Annotated in this window: 15 protein-coding genes; 9 read left to right on the top strand and 6 right to left on the bottom strand. The window is 68.5% G+C overall.

What is annotated here, in order from left to right; all coding sequences use genetic code 11:
- Positions 1–172: 172 nt before the first annotated feature.
- Together recQ and ACTJI2_RS10900 are read right to left on the bottom strand one after the other, a co-directional pair.
- Positions 173–1,966, bottom strand: a complete 1,794-nt coding sequence (gene recQ, locus ACTJI2_RS10905) for a DNA helicase RecQ (protein WP_318287673.1) — start codon at positions 1,964–1,966, stop codon at positions 173–175.
- A 190-nt stretch (positions 1,967–2,156) separates the two neighbouring features.
- A complete protein-coding gene (locus ACTJI2_RS10900) occupies positions 2,157–2,693 on the bottom strand; it encodes a Dps family protein (protein ID WP_183638902.1) in 537 nt (178 codons plus the stop codon).
- 81 nt (positions 2,694–2,774) lie between these two features.
- On the opposite strand from ACTJI2_RS10900, the gene hrpA reads away from it, so the two are divergent.
- The 3 genes from hrpA to ACTJI2_RS10885 all read left to right on the top strand — a co-directional run bounded on the left by hrpA (position 2,775) and on the right by ACTJI2_RS10885 (position 10,677).
- A complete protein-coding gene (gene hrpA / locus ACTJI2_RS10895; protein ID WP_440842085.1) occupies positions 2,775–6,800 on the top strand; it encodes an ATP-dependent RNA helicase HrpA in 4,026 nt (1,341 codons plus the stop codon).
- A 155-nt stretch (positions 6,801–6,955) separates the two neighbouring features.
- On the top strand, positions 6,956–9,070 hold the full coding sequence (locus ACTJI2_RS10890) for a bifunctional (p)ppGpp synthetase/guanosine-3',5'-bis(diphosphate) 3'-pyrophosphohydrolase (RefSeq protein ID WP_318289380.1): 2,115 nt from the start codon (positions 6,956–6,958) through the stop codon (positions 9,068–9,070).
- 20 nt (positions 9,071–9,090) lie between these two features.
- Positions 9,091–10,677 (top strand): hypothetical protein, encoded by a 1,587-nt coding sequence (locus ACTJI2_RS10885; RefSeq protein ID WP_318287671.1) that lies wholly within the window; start codon positions 9,091–9,093, stop codon positions 10,675–10,677.
- On the opposite strand, the gene ACTJI2_RS10880 is transcribed toward ACTJI2_RS10885, so the two are convergent.
- Positions 10,674–12,782 (bottom strand): glycosyltransferase, encoded by a 2,109-nt coding sequence (locus tag ACTJI2_RS10880; RefSeq protein ID WP_440842084.1) that lies wholly within the window; start codon positions 12,780–12,782, stop codon positions 10,674–10,676. The genes ACTJI2_RS10885 and ACTJI2_RS10880 overlap by 4 nt on opposite strands.
- A gap of 89 nt (positions 12,783–12,871) precedes the next feature.
- Here ACTJI2_RS10880 and mrcB point away from each other — a divergent pair, with 89 nt between their 5' ends.
- From mrcB to tsaB, 4 genes are read left to right on the top strand one after another with little or no spacing between them, the layout of a single operon-like run.
- On the top strand, positions 12,872–15,292 hold the full coding sequence (mrcB, locus tag ACTJI2_RS10875) for a penicillin-binding protein 1B (protein WP_440842152.1): 2,421 nt from the start codon (positions 12,872–12,874) through the stop codon (positions 15,290–15,292).
- A gap of 2 nt (positions 15,293–15,294) precedes the next feature.
- A complete protein-coding gene (locus tag ACTJI2_RS10870; protein ID WP_440842151.1) occupies positions 15,295–15,894 on the top strand; it encodes a tetratricopeptide repeat protein in 600 nt (199 codons plus the stop codon).
- A gap of 2 nt (positions 15,895–15,896) precedes the next feature.
- Positions 15,897–17,894, top strand: coding sequence for an ATP-dependent DNA helicase (locus ACTJI2_RS10865; RefSeq protein WP_440842083.1), 1,998 nt, complete (start codon positions 15,897–15,899; stop codon positions 17,892–17,894).
- The gene (gene tsaB / locus ACTJI2_RS10860) at positions 17,891–18,616 is read left to right on the top strand and encodes a tRNA (adenosine(37)-N6)-threonylcarbamoyltransferase complex dimerization subunit type 1 TsaB (protein WP_440842082.1); all 726 of its coding nucleotides are present in this window, start codon (positions 17,891–17,893) and stop codon (positions 18,614–18,616) included. Before ACTJI2_RS10865 ends, tsaB begins: the two co-directional genes overlap by 4 nt.
- Positions 18,617–18,673: 57 nt before the next feature.
- Here the strand turns inward: tsaB and ACTJI2_RS10855 are convergent, their stop codons facing one another.
- On the bottom strand, positions 18,674–19,042 hold the full coding sequence (locus tag ACTJI2_RS10855; protein ID WP_183638888.1) for a helix-turn-helix transcriptional regulator: 369 nt from the start codon (positions 19,040–19,042) through the stop codon (positions 18,674–18,676).
- Between the two features lie 677 nt (positions 19,043–19,719).
- On the opposite strand from ACTJI2_RS10855, the gene ACTJI2_RS10850 reads away from it, so the two are divergent.
- Positions 19,720–20,385, top strand: coding sequence for a hypothetical protein (locus ACTJI2_RS10850; protein WP_440842081.1), 666 nt, complete (start codon positions 19,720–19,722; stop codon positions 20,383–20,385).
- Between the two features lie 87 nt (positions 20,386–20,472).
- Here ACTJI2_RS10850 and ACTJI2_RS10845 read toward each other — a convergent pair whose 3' ends face one another.
- Together ACTJI2_RS10845 and gshB are read right to left on the bottom strand one after the other, a co-directional pair.
- Complete coding sequence (locus ACTJI2_RS10845; protein ID WP_318287666.1) at positions 20,473–21,348, bottom strand: energy transducer TonB; 876 nt, start codon at positions 21,346–21,348, stop codon at positions 20,473–20,475.
- Position 21,349: 1 nt separating this feature from the next.
- Entirely contained in the window at positions 21,350–22,297 is a 948-nt protein-coding gene (gene gshB / locus ACTJI2_RS10840) for a glutathione synthase (RefSeq protein ID WP_183638879.1), read from the bottom strand.
- A 228-nt stretch (positions 22,298–22,525) separates the two neighbouring features.
- On the opposite strand from gshB, the gene pilG reads away from it, so the two are divergent.
- Positions 22,526–22,927 carry a twitching motility response regulator PilG gene (gene pilG / locus ACTJI2_RS10835; RefSeq protein WP_141455768.1) on the top strand — a complete coding sequence of 134 codons (402 nt, stop codon included), beginning with the start codon at positions 22,526–22,528 and terminating at the stop codon, positions 22,925–22,927.
- Positions 22,928–22,960: the final 33 nt, after the last annotated feature.

The raw sequence follows: 22,960 nt of genomic DNA, 5'->3' as shown, positions 1-22,960 counted from the left end.
TGGCGTCGCCCTGCCTCCCCGCAGCGGGAATCATGGCCATGCCGGACCGCTCCGGCGGATTCCCGTCGTGTCCGCCGGGCGGTTCCCCGCATAACAACCACAATATAGCTGTGCTCTCTCATCGCGGTCGCAGGGGTCCTGCGGCCGCATTTTTATCCGTGGAGGTCCGCCCTCAACCGGCCGCGCGGATCGCTTCCAGCACCTGTTCGCCGTAGCGGGCCAGCTTGGTCCCGCCGATGCCGCCGACCTGGGCCAGTTCGTCCAGGGTGCCGGGCCGGTGCTCGGCGATGTTGCGCAGGGTGCTGTCGTGGAAGATGACGTAGGCCGGGACGTTCTGTTGCTTTGCCAACTGCGCGCGCAGGTCGCGCAGGGCGCCGAACAGCGGCTGGTCGGATGGGGAGACCACGACGCCGGTACGCGGGGATCGCTCGCGTTCGCGGGCCGGAGCCTCCTTGCGCAGCAGCAGGCGGCGTTCGCCGCGCAGCACGGTCCGGCTCGCCTCGGTCAGGCGCAGGCTGCCATAGCCTTCGGCATCGACCTCCAGCAGGCCGGAGGACACCAGTTGCCGGAACACGCTGCGCCAGGTGCCGGCGTCCAGATCCCGGCCGATGCCATAGGTGGTGAGCTGGTCATGCCCGCACTGGCGGATCTTCTCGCTCTCGCTGCCGCGCAGCACGTCGATGATGTGGTTCACGCCGAAGCGCTGGCCGCTGCGATAGACGCAACTCAACGCCTTCCGCGCGGCCTCGGTGGCATCCCAGGTGGCGGCCGGATGCAGGCAGTTGTCGCAGTTGCCGCATTCCTGGGGATAGGTTTCGCCGAAGCTGGCCAGCAGCACCTGCCGGCGGCATTGCATGGATTCGCAGTAGCCCAGCAGCTGATCCAGCTTGCGCCGCTCCAGCCGCTTGCGTTCCTCGCCGGCCTCGGACTGCTCGATCATCTGCTTCAGCAGCACCACGTCGCCCAGCCCGTAGCACAGCCAGGCGTCGGCGGCCTCGCCATCACGGCCGGCGCGTCCGGTTTCCTGGTAGTAGCCCTCCAGCGACTTGGGCAGGTCCACATGCGCCACGAAGCGCACGTCCGGTTTGTCGATGCCCATGCCGAAGGCAATCGTCGCGACCATGACGATGCCTTCCTCGCGCAGGAAACGGCGCTGGTGGTGCGCGCGCACTTCGGCATCCAGGCCGGCGTGGTAGGGCAGGGCATTGAATCCCTGCTCCAGCAGGTAATCGGCGAACTGCTCCACCCGCTTGCGCGACAGGCAATAGACGATGCCGGCCTCGCCCTTGTGGGCCTGGAGGAAATCGCGCAGCTGGCGCTTGGCGTTGTCCTTCTGGGTGACCGTGTAGCGGATATTGGGGCGGTCGAAGGAACTGACGAAGCGCTGCGCCTCGGTCAGGCCCAGGCGCTCGGCGATCTCGCGCTGGGTGGGCGGGTCGGCGGTGGCGGTCAGGGCGATCCGCGGCACGTCGGGCCAGCGCTCATGGAGGATCGTCAGTTCCAGGTACTCGCGGCGGAAATCGTGGCCCCAGGCCGAGACGCAGTGCGCCTCGTCGATGGCGAACAGCGCGATCCGGCTGCGATCCAGCAGGGACAGGAAGCGCGGCGTCAGCAGCCGTTCCGGGGCCACGTACAGCAGGTCCAGTTCGCCCTTCAGCAGGGCGCGTTCGACGTCCGCCGCGGTGGCGGCGTCCAGCGTCGAGTTGAGGAAGGCGGCGCGCACGCCGAGCTGGCGCAGTGCTTCCACCTGGTCCTGCATCAGCGCGATCAGCGGGGACACCACGATGCCCACGCCTTCGCGCAGGAGCGAGGGAATCTGGTAGCACAGCGACTTGCCGCCGCCGGTCGGCATCAGGACCAGGGCATCCTGGCCGGAGACGAGCTGTTCGACGATGGCCTGCTGGTGGCCGCGGAAACGGGAGTAGCCGAAGACCCGCTGCAGCAGGTCCGTAGGACGTTCTGACATGGGCGATAGGGTAGCAGGCGGGCGGCCGCGCGGCGCTCGGAAAACCGCCCGGAGCGCCGTCCGTGGACGCGCGAGTGGCCTGTCGGGATTTTCCCGGCCGACGAACCAAGGGCGGATTCGGGCCAGGGTGCCCCATAAGCGCGNCGCGGGTCGTCCTCAACAGGCCGTATTCAAACGGCCGATTGCAGTCTCATTCGAGCAGCGAACGCAGCATCCAGGCATACTTCTCGTGCGTCTGCAGGCGCTGGGTCAGCAGGTCCACGGACGGGTCGTCGCCGGCGTCGTCGGCGGTCTTCAGCACCTTGCGGGCGGTCCGGCACACCGCTTCGTTGCCGGCCACCAGCTGCTTCACCATGCCCTGCCAACCCGGCACGCCATCGGCGCCGGATTCCTCCTGGATGGAGGACAGGCGGACGAATTCGCCATAGGAGCCCGGTGCGTTGTAGCCCAGCGCGCGGATGCGCTCGGCGATCTCGTCCAGCGCGGTCCACTGTTCGGTGTACTGGGTCTCGAACATGGTGTGCAGCGAGTTGAACATCGGGCCGGTGACGTTCCAGTGGAAGTTGTGGGTCTTCAGGTACAGCGTGTAGCTGTCGGCGAGGAACCGCGACAGGCCCTCGGCGATCTTCTTGCGGTCACCGGTGGTGATCCCGATGTCGATGTTCGGGGAGGTGGCCGCGGGCGCGGCGGCCGTCTTGGTCTTCGCCTTGGTCTTGGACATCTGCATTCTCCTTGAGGGGGGATCAATGGCCCACAATAGCTACCCTAAACGAGTTTGGGTAATAAAACGTTTCACGCCGTTGGATTGATGAACGCTATCGAACCTTCCCCCGACCACGACCTCCAGGCCGCCCGTCGCGCCATCGACGGCGCGCTCAGCCGGGACCGCGGACGCCTGCACGGACTCTGGTCGCGCTGGCAGTCGCGGCCGCGCGATGCCGCCGCGCGCGAGGCCTTCGCCCAGGCGCTGGCCGGCTCGGTGTCGCTGCGCGAAGCGCGCGCGGCGTCGGTGCCGGAGGTGAGTCTTGACGAAGCCCTGCCGATTGCGCGTGAAGGCGAACGCATCGTCGAACTGATCCGCCGCCATCCGGTGGTGGTGATCGCCGGCGAGACCGGCTCCGGCAAGACCACCCAGTTGCCCAAGCTTTGCCTGGCGGCCGGACGCGGGGTGGCCGGCATGATCGGCTGCACCCAGCCGCGCCGGATCGCCGCGCGCGCGGTCGCGCGCCGGGTCGCGGAGGAACTGAAGACCGGCGTCGGCGACGCGGTCGGCTACCAGGTGCGTTTCACCGACCAGGTCGGCGACAACACCCGGGTCAAGTTCATGACCGACGGCATCCTGCTGGCCGAAATCGCCAGCGATCGCTGGCTGTCGGCCTACGACACCATCATCGTCGACGAGGCGCACGAGCGCAGCCTCAACATCGATTTCCTGCTTGGCTACCTCAAGCAGTTGCTGCGCAAGCGCCGCGACCTGAAGGTGATCGTCACCTCGGCCACCATCGACACCGAACGCTTCTCCCGCCATTTCGACGACGCGCCGGTGATCAGCGTGGAAGGGCGGACCTATCCGGTCGAAGTCCGCTACCGGCCGCTGGAAGGCGAGGGCGAGCAGCAGGGCGAGCGCACGGTCAACGACGCCATCGTTGCGGCGGTGGACGAGATCACCCGCCAGGAGCCGCGCGGCGACGTGCTGATGTTCCTGCCCGGCGAGCGCGAGATCCGCGACGCCCACCAGGCGCTGGAACGGCGCAAGTACCGCGAGACCGAAGTGCTGCCGCTGTACGCGCGACTGTCGGCGAAGGATCAGGACCGGGTGTTCAACCCCGGCCCGAAGCGCCGGCTGGTGCTGGCGACCAACGTGGCCGAGACCTCGCTGACCGTGCCGAGGATCCGCTACGTGGTCGATCCGGGCTACGCGCGGGTCAAGCGCTACAGCCCGCGGCAGAAGCTGGATCGCCTGCACATCGAGCCGGTCTCGCAGGCCAGCGCCAACCAGCGCAAGGGCCGCTGCGGCCGCATCGCCGAGGGCATTTGCTATCGCCTGTATGCCGAGGCCGATTTCCAGGCCCGCGCCGAGTTCACCGATCCGGAAATCCGGCGTTCGAGCCTGGCCGGGGTGATCCTGCGGATGCTGCAACTGGGGCTGGGACGGATCGAGGATTTCCCGTTCCTGGAACCGCCGGACGAGCGCGCCATCGCCGATGGCTGGCAGCAACTGGCCGAACTGGGCGCGGTGGACAAGGATCGCAAGCTCACCACCATCGGCCGGCAGATGGCGCGCCTTCCGGTGGACGTGAAGCTGGCGCGCATGCTGGTGGCCGCGCAGCAGCATCGCTGCCTGCGCGAGATGATCATCATCGCGGCGTTCCTGGGCATCCAGGATCCGCGCGAACGGCCGCCGGAAGCGCGCGAGGCCGCGGACAACGCGCACGCGACCTTCGCCGACGCCCGCTCGGAGTTCCTCGGCATCGTCAAACTCTGGGACGCCTACCGGCAGGCCCACGAGGATCTGACCCAGTCCAAGCTGCGCGACTGGTGCGAACGCCACTTCCTCGGCTTCCTGCGCATGCGCGAATGGCGCGAGCTGCATCGGCAGTTGTTATTGCTGTGCGAGGAGCTGGGGTGGACCCTGGAAGCGACACCTGCGGCCAGCGGCGACGTCCCGCGCAAGGCGCCGGAGCGGGTGCGCAGGCGTGGCGATTCGGATGCGGCCGCCGCGCCCGGCACGGCCGACGGCCCCACCGAAAAGCAGCGCCAGGCCGCGTATGTCGCGCTGCACCGCGCGTTGATCGCCGGCCTGCCCACCCAGGTGGGCCATCGCGGCGAGAAGGGCGATTTCCAGGCGCCGCGCCAGCGCCGCTTCCAGGTTTTCCCGGGCTCGGCGCTGGCGAAGAAGCCGCCGCCGTGGATGCTCAGCGCCACCCTGCTGGATACCCAGCGCGTGTGGGGCCTGACCAACGCCGCCATCGAACCGGAGTGGGTCATCGCCGAGGTCCCGCACCTGCTGATGCGCAAGCATTTCGACCCGCACTGGTCGCGCGCGCAGGGGCATGTGCTGGCGTCGGAGCAGATCAGCCTGTTCGGGCTGGTGCTGGCGCCGAAGAAGCCGGTCCACTACGGCCGCATCGCGCCGGTGGAAGCGCACGACATCTTTGTCCGCCAGGCGCTGGTGACGGGCGAAATCAACACTCGCGCCAGCTTTGTCGCCGATAACCTGAAGACGCTGGAACAGGCGCGCGAGGAGGAAGCCAAGCTGCGCCGCGCCGGCCTGGTGGCCGACGAGGACTGGCAGGCGCGCTGGTACCTGGACCGGATTCCGCCGGACATCCATTCCGCCGCCGGCCTGGATGCGTGGTGGAAGGGCCAGCTGCCGGAAGCGCGTCGGCGCCTGCTGTGGGCGCTGGCCGATCTGCTGCCGGGCGAGGGCAGCGAGGAGGATCGCTTCCCGAAGTATTTCGCGCTCGGCGACGCGCGCCTGCCACTGCACTATCGCTTCGAGCCCGGCGCGGCGGACGACGGCGTCACCCTGGAAGTACCGCTGCACCTGCTCAACGCGCTGGATCCGGCCCGTCTGTCCTGGCTGGCGCCGGGTTTCATCGGCGACAAGGCATCCGGCCTGATCCGCAGCCTGCCCAAGGCGATGCGGCGCAACTACGTGCCGGCGCCGGATTTCGGGCGTGCATTCTTCGAGGCGTATCCGCAGGCCACCGCCGACGACATCCGCGGCGAACTGGCGCGGTTCCTGTCGCGCACGACCGGCGTCACGGTGGCCGCCACCGACTTCGACGAGTCCGCGCTGGAACCGCATCTGCGCATGAACCTGCGCCTGCGCGAGGACCCGCGCAAGGGCGGGGAGGCGCGGATCCTGGCCGAGTCGCGGGATCTCGATGAACTGCGCGCGCGTTTCGGCGAACGCGCCGGGCAGGCGTTCGCCGCGCGCGCCGGCCGCGCGATGGCGGCGAGCGGGTTGCGCGAGTTCCCGGCCCAGCCGATCCCGTTGCAGGTACCGGGCGAAGCCGGCGTGCCGGCGTTCCCCGCATTGCGCGACGACGGTGACAGCGTGGCGTTGCAGGTATTCGCCGACCGCGCGGAAGCCGAGGCCGCCCATCCCGCTGGTGTGCGCCGCCTGCTCGAAATCGCCTTGGCCGATCGCGTGCGCCAGGCGCGCAAGCAGTTGCCGGTGGCGCCGAAGGTGGGGCTGCTCTACGCCGCCATCGAGCGCTTCGCCGAGGGCGACAAGGCGGGCGAAAAGGAGCGTCTGCGCGCGGACATCGCCGACGCCGCGCTCAATGCCGTGCTGGCCGACGGACTGGAAGGGATCCGGGATCGCGTCGCGTTCGAGCAGCGCCGAGACGACGCCGGCCGCCGGCTGTTCGGCGAGGCGATGGAGCGGCTGAAGCTGGCCGAGGCGATCCTGTCGGCGGTCGCGGAACTCAAGCCGCAACTGGAATCGCCGTTGATGGGCTGGGCGCGCGGCAACCTGGACGATCTGCGCGCGCAGCTGGACGGCCTGGTGCATCCGGGCTTCCTGCGCGACACGCCCGCGCAAGCGCTGGCGGAACTGCCGCGTTACCTCAAGGGCATGCGCCTGCGCGCCGAACGCGCCCTGCGCGATCCGGCGCGGGATCAGGCCCGCATGCTGGAGATCAAACCGTTCGCCGACGCGCTGGCCGATGCGACGCGACTGGGCGTGGCGCGCCAGCCGGGATGGCAGGCGTTGCGCTGGGAACTGGAGGAATTGCGGGTTTCGATGTTCGCCCAGGAACTGGGCGCGCGCGGCGGCGTTTCCCCGAAGAAGTTGGCCCAGCGGCTGCAGGCGTTGCGTGGTTAGCAGCAGACAACCGGCCGGCATGAAGGGAAACCGCCGCAAGGCTGTTCGTTCGCGCCGTGTACGGGTAACGTAACCGGACGCCCCCTCAGGATCCGATCGTGTTCTCCGTCCCGCGCGAAGCTCTGCTGGAAGTGCTGCAACGGCCCTCGGCCGCGATGCTTCCGGCGGATTCGCGCCAGGCCATCCGGACACGCATCGAAACCTCGCCCGGGCCGGAGCTGCCATTGCAGGATCCGCTGCCGGTGCTGGTCGACACGCTGGAGACGCTGGCCGCATTGTCCGCCGACGGTGAAGTGATCGCCGCGGCCTGGCTGTTCGCGCTCCCGCCGATCCCGGAGGCATCCGGACCACGCAAGGCCGCGCCCACGGGCATCGTCGACCTGCTGGAAGGACAGCAGGCGGCCGCGCAGGTCTGGGCGCTGCACGCGGAACAGCATCGTGGCGCCAACAACGAAGGCCTGCGCCGGTTGCTGTTGGCAATCGTGCGCGACCTGCGGGTGGTGCCGATACTGCTGGCGCGGCAACTGGCGCGGATGCGCAACGCGGGCCTGCTGGACGACCCGCAGCGGCGTGCGCTGGCGCGGCTGACCCGCGACATCCATGCACCGTTGGCCAACCGGCTGGGCATCTGGCAGCTGAAGTGGGAACTTGAGGATCTGGCCTTCCGCTACCTGGAGCCGGATACCTACCGGCAGATCGCCGCGCAGTTGGATGACAAGCGCGCCGGCCGCGAGCGCTACATCGAATCGGTCAAGTCGACCTTGCGCCAGGCGCTGGCCGAGCACGGCATCGTCGCGGAGATCAGCGGACGGCCCAAGCACATCTACAGCATCTGGCGAAAGATGCAGCGCAAGCAGGTCTCCTTCGACGAGCTGTATGACCTGCGCGCGGTGCGGGTGACCGTGGAGGACGTCGGCGCCTGCTACGCCGCGCTGGGCATCGTGCACGCGCTGTGGACGCCGGTGCCAAGCGAGTTCGACGACTACATCGCCCGGCCCAAGGCCAACGACTACCGCTCCCTGCATACCGCCGTGGTCGGCCCGGAAGGCCGCACACTGGAAGTGCAGATCCGCACGCACGAGATGCACGCGCAGGCCGAACTCGGCGTGGCCGCGCACTGGCGCTACAAGGAAGGCGGCGGCGACCGCGCCTTCGATCGCAAGATCGCCTGGATGCGCCGGCTGCTGGATCAGTCGCAGGAAGGCGGTGAAGGCGGCGGACTGGCCGGCGACCTGGACTCGGAACTGGTCGAGGATCGGGTCTACGTGCTGACTCCCAAGGGCGAGGTCATCGACCTGCCGCACGGCGGCACCGTGCTGGACTTCGCCTACCACGTGCACACGATGGTCGGCCACCGCACCCGCGGCGCCAAGGTCAACGGCCGCATCGTGCCGCTGAACCATGCCCTGCGCAGTGGTGACCGGGTCGAGATCATGACCTCCAAGACCGGTGAGCCGCGCCGCGATTGGTTGCTGCCGGCCAACGGCTTCCTCGCCTCGGGTCGATCCCGCGACAAAGTGCGCGCCTGGTTCCACAAGCTCGATCGCGCGCGCAACCTGCAGGCCGGGCGCGAATTGCTGGAGAAGGAACTCAAGCGGCTGGGCCTGCACCACGCCGACCTGTCCGGCGTGGCGAAGAAGTTCCATGCCGAGAACGTCGAGGAACTGCACATCCAGATCGCCCTGGGCGACGTCGGCCCCAACCAGGTGGTGCGCGCGCTGCACGAGGAACAGCGCGCGGCCGCGCAACCGGCCGCTCCACAGGGCCTGCCGCCTGGCCTGCCGCTGCGGAAGCCGGGCGGACGCAAGCCGTCGCCGCCGTCCAGATCGCAGTTCACGGTGGAAGGCGTCGGCAACCTGCTGGTGCAACTGGCGCGCTGCTGCCAGCCGGTGCCGGGAGAGGCGATCAGCGGTTACCTGACCCGCGGCCGCGGCGTCAGCGTGCACCGGACCGACTGTGCCGCGTTCCAGCGCCTGGCCGCCTCCAACCCGCAGCGGGTGCTGCCGGTGGAGTGGGGCCAGACCGGTGGCGGTTACGAAGTGGACGTGCAGGTGCGGGCCATCGACCGCAAATGGCTGCTCAAGGACATCACCACGCTGATCGCGCAGGAGGACGCCCACGTGCTGGGCATCAACAGCGACCAGGCCGGCGCCAGTGGCCGGGTGCAGTTGCGCCTGCGCTTGAAGGTCGCCGATTTCGGTCAGCTGTCCACCCTGCTCGGGAAACTCGATGCGCTGCCGGGGGTGGAGGAAGCGCGACGTTCAGCCTGAATGGTTATGCTGGGCCGGTGATGCCCGAGCACAGCCCCGAGCAACCCCGCCAGGACGGCCGGATCGAACCGATCGCCGACTGGGAACATCTGCGTTTCCGCGGCGACGACGCGCCTCCGCGCAGCGCGCCGCCCTTGTGGCGGGCACGACGGACCTGGCGATGGGGTGCGCTGGCGGTGGTGCTGCTGCTGACCCTGCTGGCGGTGTTCCGGCAACCGCTGGCGAACCTGTTCTGGCCCGACACCCGAATCCAGCAATTGCTGGACAACGGCCAGGCCGCGCTCGCTTCGGGCCGGCTGACCGCGCCCGACGGCACTGGCGCCCGCCAGTACTACGAGGCCGCGCAGGCATTGGACAGCGACCGCAGCGAGGCCCGCGACGGCCTGGCTCGGGTGGCGCGGACGGCGCTGGAACAGGCCCGCCAGGCGACCGCGCGCGGGGACTTCGCCGCCGCGCACACCTCGCTCGCGCTGGCCAACGAATTGCAGGTGCCCCGCGCGGAAGCCGCCAGGGTGGCCGAACAACTGCGCAAGCGCGAAGCCGCCGACGCTGGCATCGAGTCGCTGCTCAAACAGGCGCTGGAGGCGCAGGCGGCCGGCCATCTCGACGGCGACCCCGCGGCGGCGGCGCCGTTGTTGCAGCGCGTACTGGCGCTGCAACCCAACCGCATCGAAGCACTCGAGGCCCGCGAAGACATCCTCAGCGACCTGCTGCAACAGGCCGGCACGGTGATGGCGCGCGGCGATCTGGAAGCGGCCGGCCGGCTGATCACCCAGGTGCGCGGCTACGACGGCGGCCATGTGGATCTGCCGGCGGCGCAGGCTTCGCTGGCGCGCGCGATCGACGAGCGTCTGCGCCGTGCCGATACGGATCTGCGCCGTGGGCGACTGGCGAAGGCGACAGAGGGCTACCGGGCGGTGCAGTCCGCCGCGGGCGATGACGCGCGCGCGCGACAGGGCATCGAACGGCTCGCCGCCGCCTATGCCGAATCGGCACGGCGCCAGGCGGGCGATTACCGCTTCAGCGAGGCCGAGTCGGCGCTGGCGCAGGCGCGCGAGCTGTCGCCGCAATCGCCGGCGGTAGGCGAGGCCGTGCAGTACCTGGCGCGCGCCCGCGCCTCCCGGGCCAGCCTGCCGCCATCGCTGCCGCCGCGCGAACGGCAGCGCCGGGTGGAAAGCCTGCTGGCGGGCATGGCCCAGGCCGAGGCTCGCGGGGACTGGATGACGCCACCGGGCGAAAGCGCCTACGACAGGTTGCGCGCGGCGCAGGCACTGGCTCCCGACGACGTGCGCGTCCGCCGTGCCGCCTCCCGCGTGCTGGCGGCGGCGCAGCAGTGCTTCGAACAGGAGTGGCGCGGCAACCGGGTGCGACGTGCGCAGTCCTGCCTGTCCGCGTGGCAGACGATCCGTCCCGGCGATCCCGCCCTGGCGGAGGCGCGCCGGCGGATGGCGCAGAAATGGATCGCGGTCGGCGACGAGCGCCTGGGCGCGGGCGATGTCGCCTTCGCGGCGCAGGCGCTGGAGGAGGCGCGCGGGATCGAGCCGCGCGCACCCGGCTTGTCCGATTTCGCCGAGCGGGTCAGGCTGGCGCGGCAGGCGCAGCGCTAGTGCTGTGGCAGCCGGAATATTTCGCGGACCGCGTCGCGCGCGGCATCCAGCGAGAAGTGCCGGCGCACGTTCTCCAGACCGTTGGCCGACAGGCGCTGCCACAGCGCGGGTTCCAGGTATGCGCGCACTACCGCGCCGGCGAATCCGGCGGCGTCGTCGGCCACCATCACGTCATGCCCGTTGCGAAGATGCATCCCTTCGGCGGCGCATGTGGTGGCGACGACTGGTTGCCCATGCGCCATGCTCAGGTTGATCTTGCCTTTGACCCCGGCGCCGAAGCGCAGCGGTGCAACCGCCACCCGTGCGCCATTCATGTAGGGGTCCAGATCCTCGACATAACCATGGATGTACACGCCGTCGTGGTCGTGCAGGGCCTGGATTTCGCGTGGTGGATCGCTGCCGATGCAATGGAAGCGGATTCCCGGAATGCGCGTGCGGATCAGCGGGAAGACGTCCTTGACGAACCAGCGCACCGCGTCAATGTTCGGCGGATGGCGGAATCCACCGACGAAGACCAGATCCTCGCGTTGTTCGCCGCCCGGTGCCGAAGCCAGTGGTTCGTGCAGGTTTGACAGCAGCCCGACCGGCACGTCGGGCGCCAGATCCTTCAGCAGTTGCAGCTCCATCGCGCTGACGACCAGGGTCAGATCGCTGCGCGCCATCAGATCCAGTTCACGCTGGCGGGTGCCGGCGGCAGCCCGCACCAGCGCGCTGTCGCCAGCCAGTTCCGCGGCGCGGGATTCTCGCAGGAAATGCAAGTCCACCGTGTCGAACAGGAAGCGCGCGTGCGCGGCATGCCTGCGCACCAGCGGCAGCGCCGCCGCGGCGACGTGGTGACGTGATGCCATCACGCTGTCGAACCGGTGTCCGTGTTGTTTGAGCCAAGCGGGTAAGCCGCCGATGAAAGGCTCGATCCAGGTTTCCACGCCCAGTGCGCGCAACCGCTCCAGTCCACGGCCGGTGTCGGTTGGCTCGGCCGGCACGAACACCACGTGCGCGCCTTCGGCGATCAGCATCCGCATCAGATTGACCAGCCGCAGCGAACCGGAGTCGCGATCAGGTTGGGGAATCGCCGCATCCAGCAGCAGGATCTGTGGCTTGCCGCGCGCCAGCAGCGCGGGCGTGGGAAGCTGATCGGGGGACAGATGCCGGGTGGACAGGACGTCCCGCCATTTTTCCGCGAAGACATGGCGATTGCGCACCTGGTAGGCCTTGGTGCCGCTGCTGGTGTCGGTACCCGAACTGATGCCTTCCAGATGCACCACCCGCGAACGGGGCTGATAGAGCACCCGCCGGCCCATGGCGCGCACGGCAAAGGCCAGGTCGGTGTCCTCGTAATACGCCGGCGCGTAGCGGGTATCGAAACCGCCAAGCTGCCGGAATAGAGAGGCTGGTACCGCCAGCGCCGCGCCGGAGCAGTAGTCCGCGTCGCGCAGGCTGGCATAGCGGGGATCTTCCGGCGCATCGAAACGCCCATAGTTCCATGCCGAGCCATCCGAGAACACCACGCCGCCAGCCTCTTGCAGTCGTCCGTCTGGGTAGATCAGCTGTGCCCCCACCAGACCTGCATCCGGATGTTCGCCGAACGTGCGCACCAGTTCATCCAGCCAGCCGGGCTGGGGCACGGTGTCGTTGTTGAGGAAGACCAGCAGGTCTCCCCGTGCCCGCGCGGCGCCGTCATTGCATGCGGCGATGAACCCGCCGTTGCTCGCCCGGCGGTGGTAATGCAGGCCCGCGATGTGCTCCATCCAGCCCCGGGTCTCGTCGCTTGAGCCGTCGTCGACGACCAAGATCTCCACCCTGCAGGCGGGCGGATGCTCCGCCAGCGATCGCAGGCAGGTGAGGGTGTGGTGGGCCTGGTTGTAGACCGGGATGATGATGCTGGCGGCGGGCGCCTCCGCACGGGGAACGGAAAAAGGGGCGAACGGCGCGCCGGCGGGCTGGTAGAGAGGCCGCGAGGGGAGCTGCGGCGCGCGTGCCCAATGCCGCCTGACGCGCAGCCAGGTCGCCTGCCAGCCCCGGGTCCGCAGGCTGGTCATGCCGCGGTGGAACAGGCCGCGCATGCGTTCGAACAGGAAGCGCACATCGGCCATTGACATCGACATTCCGTTTGCAACTCCAGCTGAGCAGGGGCGATCCCGAGGCGCCGAACCCACAGGCCCTGCGTTAGACTGCCCGGAATTCCCATTGTCGCATCCCCGTGGCCCATACCGACTACGACGACGAAGACGATTACGAGTACGACGAGGACGACACCGAGGGCCGCCCGGCCTGGCGCCAGCGACTGATCACCTGGGGCCTGGCAGCCCTGGGCCTGGGGCTGGGATTCCTGATTCCGTATACGTTGTACCTGAACCATCAGGTCACCCAGCGGTTCGGGGAGCTGCGCTGGCAGGTCCCCACGCGCGTCTACGCGCGCCCGCTCGCGCTGGCGCCCGGGGTGGCGATGGATGCCCAGACGCTGAACACCGAACTGGCCGCCGCCTCCTACCGCGATGACGGCACCGGCAAGCTGCCCGGCACCTACGCCCGTGAAGGTGGGCGCTTCACCATTTCCAGCCGCGGCTTCATCGACGTGGACGGGCAGGTGGCGCCACGCCGGGTCCAGGTGAGCCTGTCCGGCGGCCGGGTCGCCGGGGTGCGCGATCCCGATCGCCGGCAGAACCTGAAGGTGGCGCGACTGGATCCCGCCCGCATCGCGACCCTGTACGGCCAGAAGCAGGAAGAGCGCCGGCTGGTCCGGCTGAAGGAGGTTCCGCTGCTGCTGGTGACCGGCCTGCAGGCGGTCGAGGACCGCGACTTCAAGGATCACCACGGCATCGATCTCAGCGGCATCGTGCGCGCCATCTGGGTGACCCTGCGTTCCGGAGGCGAGACCCGCCAGGGCGCCAGCACCTTGACCCAGCAGCTCGCGCGCAGCGGCCTGCTCGGCATCGGCAAGGAAGTCACGCCCTCGCGCAAGTTCAACGAAATCCTGTTCGCGCTGATCCTGGAAGCGCGCTACGACAAGAGCACGATCCTGGAGGCGTACTTCAACCAGGTCTATCTCGGCCAGCGCGGCAGCCAGGCGATCCACGGCGTTGCCGCAGGCTCGGAATTCTGGTTCGGCCGCGACCTCAATTCGCTGACCACCGAGCAGGTCGCGCTGCTGATCGGCATGGTGAAGGGGCCTTCCCATTACGATCCGCGCCGCAATCCGGAGCGGGCGAAGGGACGTCGCGACTTCGTGCTGGGCAAGCTGCTGGAAACGAAGCTCATCGACGAAAAGGAATACAAGCGCGCGCTGGCCGCGCCACTGGGCGTCACCCAGACCCCGGGCATGGCCGCCGCCAACCGTTTCCCGGCCTACGTGGATCTGGTCCGCCGGCAACTGGCGCGTGATTATCCGGAAAGCGCGCTGCAGGGCGCTGGCCTGACCGTGCTGACCGGCATGTCGCCGTCCGCGCAGGCCTATGCCGAAGGGGCGGTCACCCGCACCATCAAGGCGCTGGAGAACAAGCGCCGGCCGCCGTTGCAGGCGGGCGTGGTGGTGACCGACGTGCACGACGGCGATGTGGTGGCGGTGGTCGGCAGCCGCGACGTGTCGCAGCCGGGCTTCAACCGCGCGGTGGAGGCGCAGCGTCCGGTCGGCTCGCTGCTCAAGCCGTTCGTATACCTGCTGGCGCTGGCGCAGCCGGACAACTATTCGCTGGCCAGCTGGGTCGACGATTCGCCGGTGACGGTGCAACTGGGGAAGAATCGGCGCTGGACGCCGGGCAACGCGGACAATCGCAGCCATGGCACCGTGCGCCTGATCGACGCGCTCGCGCGCTCGTACAACCAGGCCACCGTGCGCATCGGCATGAAGGTCGATCCGGAACGGCTGGCCGAGCTGCTGCGCGTGCTGGCCGGGATCAAGGCCGACGCCAATCCCGCGTTGATCCTGGGTTCGACCGACCAGAGTCCGTATGCGATTGCGCAGCTATACCAGTTCCTCGCGTCCGGTGGCGAAATCCAGCCGTTGCATGCGGTGCGCGGCGTGCTGGATCCCAACGGCAAGCTGCTCAAGCGCTACGACAAGACGCCCGCGCCCGCGCAGGAGGGCGATTCCATCGCCGCCAACCTGATCAGCGTGGCGCTGCAGGAAGTGGTCAGCAACGGTACTGGCCGGCGGCTGCTCGGCGACGGTCTGGGTCGCTTGCAGTCGGCCGGCAAGACCGGCACCAGCAACGATGGCCGCGACAGCTGGTATGCCGGTTACACCGGCGATCACCTCGCGGTGGTCTGGATGGGCAACGACAAGAACGAACAGACCGGCCTGCAGGGCGCCACCGGCGGCATGCGGGTGTGGTCCAACCTGTTCGCGCGACTGCCCAGCGCACCGCTGAACGTGTCCGGCAAGGGCCTGGACTGGCAGTGGGTGATGGGTGCCAACACCACCGATCCCGGCTGTCCCGGTGCCCGCCAGTTGCCGTTCGTGGCCGGCTTCGCACCCGCCTACAGCGCCTGTGTCATCGAGGCGCCGGTGGCGCCGGAAGAAGAGAGCGGCGGCTGGCGCAGCTGGTTCGGCCTGGATCGCAAGCCCGAAGAAGCCCCGCCCGCCGAAGACACTCCCCCGCCCGCATCACCGCCATGAAGATGAAGTCGTTTCCGCGCACCGCCATCCTTGCCATTGCCACGGTATCGCTGGCCGCCTGCGTCACCACGCCGCCCGAGCCCGAGGCGCCCGCCGTCGCGCTGCGCACGCCCGCGCAGATGCTGGGTGCGGTCCACAAGGCCGCGCAGGGCGGCGACGAGCGCGAACTGAACGTGCAACCGCTGCGCGATCCGGAGGTCGAGGATCTGCGCGATACCGCCGGCAAGGCACTGGCCGCGGGCGATGCCGCCGCCGCCGCCGCCGCGCTGGACAAGGCGCTGGGCATCGTCGCCGACGACCCGGCGGTGTTGCAGGAGCGCGCCGAGGTTGCGCTGGCGCAGGGCGAATTCGATCGCGCCGAGCAGTTCGCCGCGCGCGCCACCGCGCTCGGTTCGGCGGTCGGCCCGCTGTGCCGCCGGCACTGGGAAACCGTCCGCCAGGTCCGCGAACGCCGTCGCGAGCAGGTGGCCGCGCCGCTGAAGCGTCCCAACCAGGCGCAACTGGACGAACAGGCGGCGAAGCTCGCGACGCTGGATCGCGCCATCGGCGAGGCCGGCCAGCAATTCGATGCCTGCACGGTGCCCGGCATCAATAGAATGTAAGGATGTCCCAGCTTGCCCAAGCCAGTTGCGAAGCCCTCAGCGAGGGCGGCGCCATGGCCAGCCGTCTCGATGCTTTCGTTCCCCGCGAGGCGCAATTGCGCCTCACCCGGGCCATTGCCGATGCCTTCGATCAGCGCGATGTGCTGATCGCCGAGGCCGGCACCGGCACCGGCAAGACCTTCGCCTATCTGGTGCCGGCGCTGCTGTCCGGGCTGAAGACGATCGTGTCCACCGGCACCCGCGCACTGCAGGACCAGCTCTATCACCGCGATTTGCCGCGCGTGCGCGACGCGCTAGGCATCGGGTTGAAGAGCGCGCTGCTGAAGGGTCGCGCCAACTACCTGTGCCGCTACCGGCTGGAACAGGCCAAGGGCGAGCCGCGCTTCACCTCGCGCGAACAGGTCGACCAGTTCCAACGCATCGTCGCCTGGGGCGGACGCACCCACTTCGGCGACATGGCCGAACTGGCGACGCTGCCCGACGACTCGCCGCTGCTGCCGATGGTCACCTCCACGGTGGACAACTGCCTGGGATCGGATTGCCCGTTCTGGGAGGACTGCTTCGTGGTGCAGGCGCGCCAGCGCGCGCAGGCGGCCGATCTGGTGGTGGTCAACCATCACCTGCTGCTGGCGGACCTGGCACTCAAGCAGGAAGGCTTCGGCGAAATCCTGCCGGGCGCGCAGGCCTTCGTGATCGACGAGGCGCACCAGTTGCCCGAACTGGCGGCCAATTTCTTCGGCGAAGGTTTCGGCATGCGTCCGCTGCAGGAACTGGCGCGCGATTGCCTCAGCGAGTGCAAGGACGTGCCCGGCGCGCTGGCCGCGTTGCAGGCCCCGGTGCAGCGGCTGGAACTGGCGCTGCGCGACTTGCGCCTGGCGATGGAGGGATTGCCGGTACGCGGTACCCGCGAACGCGCGCTGGGCAAGATCGAGGTGAGCGAGGGTTTCGATCACGTGGTCGAAGCGCTGGCCGAGCTTTTCCAGTGCGTGGTCGGCATGGCCGAGGCGTCCATCGGCCTGGATGCCTGCGCCGCCCGCGCGCGCGAATTGTCCACGCGGCTTTCGCGCTGGCTGGGCGAAGGCGAGAGCGAGGCGATTCCCGGATTCGAAGACGATGAACACGCGCACGACGCCGCCGGCGACGTGTTCTGGTACGAACTCACCCAGCGCGGTTTCCGCTGCCAGCGCACACCGCTGGACGTGTCCGCGCCGTTGCGCCAGCACCGCGAACAGTCGCGTGCGGCGTGGGTGTTCACCTCGGCGACGCTGGCGGTGGGCGGTCGCTTCGACCACTACGCCGAACGCCTGGGCCTGGAAGATCCGCCCACCCTGCTGCAACCCAGTCCGTTCGACTGGCCGCGGCAGGCGCTGTGCTACCTGCCCGGCAGCCTGCCGGATCCTGGCTCGCGCGATTTCGGCCGGGCGGTGATCGAAGCGGTCAAGCCGGTGCTGCATGCCTCGCAAGGGCGCGCGTTCCTGCTGTTCGCCTCGCATCGCGCGCTGCGCGAGGCAGCGGAACTGCTGCGCGGCGGTCCGTGGCCGCTGTTCGTGCAGGGCGAAGCGCCGCGTGCGCTGCTGCTGCAACGGTTCCGCGAATCGGGCAACGGCGTGCTGCTGGGCGCGGCCAGCTTCCGCGAAGGTGTCGACGTGGCCGGCGATGCGCTGTCGGTGGTGGTGGTCGACAAGCTTCCGTTCGCGGCGCCGGATGATCCGGTATTCGAAGCGCGCCTGGACGCGATCCGCCGGCATGGCGGCAATCCGTTCCGCGACGAACAGCTGCCGCAGGCGGTGATCGCGCTCAAGCAGGGCGTGGGCCGGCTGATCCGCAGCGAGACCGATCGCGGGGTGCTGGTGCTGTGCGATCCGCGCCTGCTGGGCAAGTCCTATGGCCGGGTGTTCCTGGATTCGCTGCCGCCGTTCGCGCGCACCCGACGGGTGGAAGACGTGCAGGCGTTCTTTGCGCCAGAATCGGCGGGCCAGAGGGAAATGGATCTGTCATGAAGCTGCTTGCATTCGAGACCGCCACCGAAGCCTGCTCGGTGGCCCTGTATCTGGACGGCGAAGTGCGCGAGCGCTTCGAGATCGCGCCCCGCAGGCATGCCGAACTGGCGTTGCCCTGGGCAGATGCACTGCTGGCGGACGCCGGGGTGGCGCGGACCGAACTGGATGCCATCGCGATCAGCCGGGGACCCGGCGCGTTCACCGGCGTGCGCCTGGCGATCGCTTTGGCGCAGGGCATCGCGATGGCGCTGGACCAGCCGATCGTTCCGATCTCCACCCTCAAGGTGGTGGCGGCGTCGCTGGTGCTGCCGTATGCCACCGAGCCGGTCGGGGCGAAGCAACGCATTCTTGCCGCCATCGACGCGCGCATGGGCGAGGTGTATGCCGGTGCCTTCATGCGCGATGGCGCGGATCTGGTGGCGCTGTCGGAAGAGACCGTGTCCGCGCCGGACGCGGTCGTGCTGCCTGACGAGGACGGTCGCTGGCATGGCGCCGGTACCGGCTTCGCCGCGCTCGACGGCGCGTTGCAGGCACGCCTCCAGCCCTGGCTGGCCAGCGTGGATCCGCAGGTGCTGCCGCATGCGTCCGATCTGGCGCAGTTGGCATCGCTGGCTTACGCGCGTGGCGAAACCGTCGCGCCGGAGCGGGTGGAGCCCGCCTACCTGCGCGACAACGTCGCGCTGACGCTGGCCGAGCAGGAAGCCTTGCGGGCATCCAAGTAGGCAGGCGCGGCCGTCCCACATCCCGCCCGCGCGATGGCGCGGACGGGATGTCCCGCTTCATGCGCGGCGCTTGCGCGCATGGACCTCGACGACGTCCAGGATCAGCGGACGCTGCTGCTTCGGTGCCTCGCGGAACAACTGCAGCAGGGAGCGTTCGTCACTGTCACGGGCGAATTCTTCCGGGGCGGCGACCAGATGCGGAGATTCCTGATCGTCGTTCCCCGCGCCGCGCCCCGTCGCCAGCCATTCGAAGCTCACGCCGGTGAGTATCGCCAACCGGATCATGTGTTCGACCGTGGGCGTGACCTCGGAGTCGGACTCCCAGTTGGCGACCGCGCCGCGGGTAACGCCGATGCGCTCGGACAATTCCTGTTGCGACAGTCCGGCATTCTGGCGGGCGATACGGATGCGTGATGTGAGTTTCATGTCGTCATTCCAGCAATGAAGGAGCAACGAGCGTAGTGCGCGCATTCGCATCGCTGCAACTAACATTGACTCTCACATTGCAAGTTGCGTTTGCGAAAATCATTCGCCAACGGCTGTCCGCTGTTCCGGATTGGATGAGCGGGTGAACGAGATCAAGAAAGAAGTTTGTTCGAATGCAAGGAGCAAATGCTCCGGATAAATTCCGCGTATTGATGGAGTCAAGACTCGCTTGGTGAACTAGCGCATGGAAACGCCCAATGTTAATTGACCGGGGTACAAACCGTGTACGAGAAAGGGGACGGAAAAATCCGGCCGAGATGTCGCCGAATTTTCCTGCCCCGGATGCAGGGGACATGCGTCGTCTTCAGGAGTAAGGAAATGCGTGAACTTTCAATGAGCGAGACGGCAGCGGTTGGAGGCGGTATCGCGCCGGTGGTGGTAGTGGCGATCAGGATCTTGCTTGCCACTGGCCCAGGGTGTGCCACCACGGGCGGCTTGCGGAAGGGGGAGAAACCATCCGGTGAAGTCGTGGATCCCGAGTAGGTGATTCCGAAGCATGGTCGATCGCTGCCTCTGCCATGCGATTCGCATGGCAGAGGCTTTTCTCGCGCGGGTGGGGGATGAACGTATATCGGGTGTTTTATCGGACGCTCGGCGTCACTTTGCTGTTGTTGGCCATGAATCTGTTCGACGCCCTGCCAGGGTTGCGGATCGAGGTGGTTGCAGGCTGCCTCGTCGGCGCGGGCATGTGTGCGGTTCTTGCGCTGGGATTCCGCCGGGATTGGAAAGGAGGCCGCGTGACCATTCCCCTGCTGGCTGGTGCGGCCTTCATCCTCGGTGGAGCGGCATTCGACATCTACGCGACGTTGCACCACTCACCGGATCTGGAACACGAAGCCAATCCGCTGGCCAGGACGCTCCTGGATGAAGGATTGGCGCCGGCAACGGTGTTGATGCTGGGAGGAATTGGCCAAACCTGCCTTGTTTTCACTTCGCTCATGATCTGGATGAACCTGGTAATCCGGTTCAAATGGTATGAAGAAAAGATCGGGACATCGGAGAGATCCGGGCTGGCCGGCAAGGTGCTTCTGGCGAACAGGATGTTTGGCGCCCCGGACAACGGACTGGCGTCCTTGCTGGGGATGCGCACGGATCCCGAGGTCCTGATCTGCGGGGTCGGATTCCTGATGCTGCCCCTGTATGCCTATCGCTGGTACCTGGGGCTGGAATGGTTCGGACTCGTTCCCATTTCCAGAATCGTCGTGCCCGTGTCGCTGGTGGTGCTTGCGCTCGCGGTGCAATTCATCTGGGCCACACGCGTGTCGCGCGCCTCCCCGGGTTGATCCATTGTTGGCTGGATGCAGCGGGTTGCCGCAGATCAGCGCTTCCGGACGCACGCTGAGGCGGCGGCGGGCATCGGCGGCTGGCGACTACTCATCCCGCACTTCACCGCCGGGCAGGAAATTCCAGGTGCGGGTGACGTGCAGGATGTCGATGTGCTCGTCGGTTTCCGGCAGTGGCGGGAAGGGTTCGGCGAGGCGGACGATGCGCAGCGCGGTGGAGTCGAGCAGCGGGATGCCGCTGGACTGGATGATGCGGGTTTGCTCGATCGAGCCGTCGCGACGTACCGCCACGCTGATCACCAGCTGCCCGGCCAGCCGCTTGCGGCGCGCCTCGTCCGGATAGTTGAGATTGCCCACGCGTTCGGCGCGATCGACCCAGGCGCGCAGGTAGTTGGCATAGGCGTACTCGCGGGTGCTGGCGGAGACGAACTTGCGCTTGGGCCGCTTGGCGTACAGCTCCGAGCGCAGGTGGATTTCGGCGGCCAGCCGCGCCATCTCGGCGTCGTGCTGGATCTTGCGCTCGCCATGCGGCAGGTCGGGGCGTTCGATCGGTGGCGTCGATTCGGCCAGCGGCACCCGCTGCGCGCTGTCGCGGGTGGTGATGACGCGCGCCTCCGGCGGCGGTGCGGGCGCCGGCGATTGCGCGCGCAACGGCTGCGGCGCCAGCCCGGTCTCCTGCTGCGGCACCCAGCCGGCCTGGCTGTCGCGCGGACGCCTGGCCTTGTCGTGGTCGCCGCCGCCCTGCTGGTTGGCGGCGGCCAGGAAGTCGGCTTCCTTCGGGGTCAGCGGGGTCTGGGTCTGGCTGAGCACCACGTCCAGGGTGGGCACCACCGGCGCCGCCTCGTCCAGGCTGAAGCCCACGCCGAGCACCAGCATGCCGTGCAGGATCAGCGACAGCGCCAGGGTCGCGCCCAGGCGTTCGTTCTCGCCGACGCGGGGCGGGGCAACGGCAACCGCGTTCACGTCAGCCGGCCAGCTTGCGCTCGATGACGTCGAACAACTGCCCGGCGATGTTCAGCCCGAACTGGGCATCGAGCTCGCGCACGCACGTCGGGCTGGTGACGTTGACCTCGGTCAGGTAGTCGCCGATCACGTCCAGGCCGACGAACAGCATGCCGCGGCGCTTCATTTCAGGGCCGACCTGACCGGCGATCCAGCGGTCGCGCTCGCTCAGCGGGCGGCCTTCGCCGCGGCCGCCGGCAGCGAGGTTGCCGCGGAATTCGTCGCCTTGCGGGATTCGCGCCAGTGCGTAGTCCACCGGCTCGCCATCGACCAGCAGGACCCGCTTGTCGCCGTCCTTGATGCCGGGAATGAAGCGCTGGGCCAGGGCCAGGTGGCCGGGGCCGACCAGGGTTTCCAGGATCACGTTGGTGTTGGGATCGCCGGCGCGGACCCGGAAGATCGAGCGCCCGCCCATCCCGTCCAGCGGCTTGAGCACGGCTTCGCCATGCTCGTGGACGAAGGCCTTGAGTGCGGCCGGGTCGCGACTGACCAGGGTGGGCGGGCAGCACTGCGGGAACAGCAGCGCGGCCAGCTTCTCGTTGAAATCGCGCAGGCCCTGAGGATCATTGACGAGCAGGGCACCGGCGGCCTGGGCCACCGACAGGATGTGGGTGTCGTACAGGTACTCGCCGTCCACCGGGGGGTCCTTGCGCATCAGCACCACCTGGCCGGGGCCGAAGCGCTGGTCGACCGGTTCGCCGAGGGTGAACCAGCCGGCCTTGTCGTCCTTCACCGCCAGCGGGGCGGTGCGCGCCCAGGCCTCGCCGCCGCGCAGCGACAGCCCGCCCGGGACCACGTAGTGGAGCCGATGGCCGCGGCGCTGGGCTTCCAGCAGCATGGCGAAGGTGGTGTCCTTGGCAATCTTGATGGACCCGATGGGGTCCATGACGACGATGACATCGAACGGCATGGCGGGGAGGTGGCGGACCGGTGCGGAAAGTGCCGCGATGGTAGCAGGCCGCGCCCGTCGAACCCGCCGGGAAGCCTGCGAGCCAAGTGAGACGGAGTTCGCATCGCCGTGTTCAGCTGGGGCCTTTCCCGAGGCTCAACTTGACAGTCCGCCCCGGGGCTGGAATATAGGGGCATCGCAGCGACGCCGGTTGGTCAATGAAGCGTCGCGCGCACGGGGATTCCAGTAATGACGCAGAACGCTGACCGGGCCGGGGAACTCAATGGCCTCCGGGTCATGGTTATCGATGACTCGAAAACCATCCGCCGCACCGCGGAGACCCTATTAAAACGAGAAGGTTGCGAGGTGGTGACCGCGACGGACGGCTTCGAGGCCCTGGCCAAGATCGCCGACCAGCAGCCGCAGATCATCTTCGTCGACATCATGATGCCGCGGCTGGACGGTTATCAGACCTGTGCGCTCATCAAGAACAACCAGGTGTTCAAGAGCACCCCGGTGATCATGCTGTCCTCCAAGGACGGCCTGTTCGACAAGGCCCGCGGCCGGATCGTCGGATCCGAGCAGTACCTGACCAAGCCGTTCACGCGCGAGGAACTCCTCGGCGCGATCCGCGCGCACGTCAGCACTTGAGTGCCGTGACGCCGACTGCCACACCGCGCACTG

The sequence above is a fragment of the Pseudoxanthomonas sp. 22568 genome, assembly GCF_052044485.1.
GTDB classification, from domain to species: domain Bacteria; phylum Pseudomonadota; class Gammaproteobacteria; order Xanthomonadales; family Xanthomonadaceae; genus Pseudoxanthomonas_A; species Pseudoxanthomonas_A beigongshangi.
The sequence above is the reverse complement of the archived record's forward strand: the minus strand, read 5'-3'. Positions and strand labels throughout refer to the sequence as shown.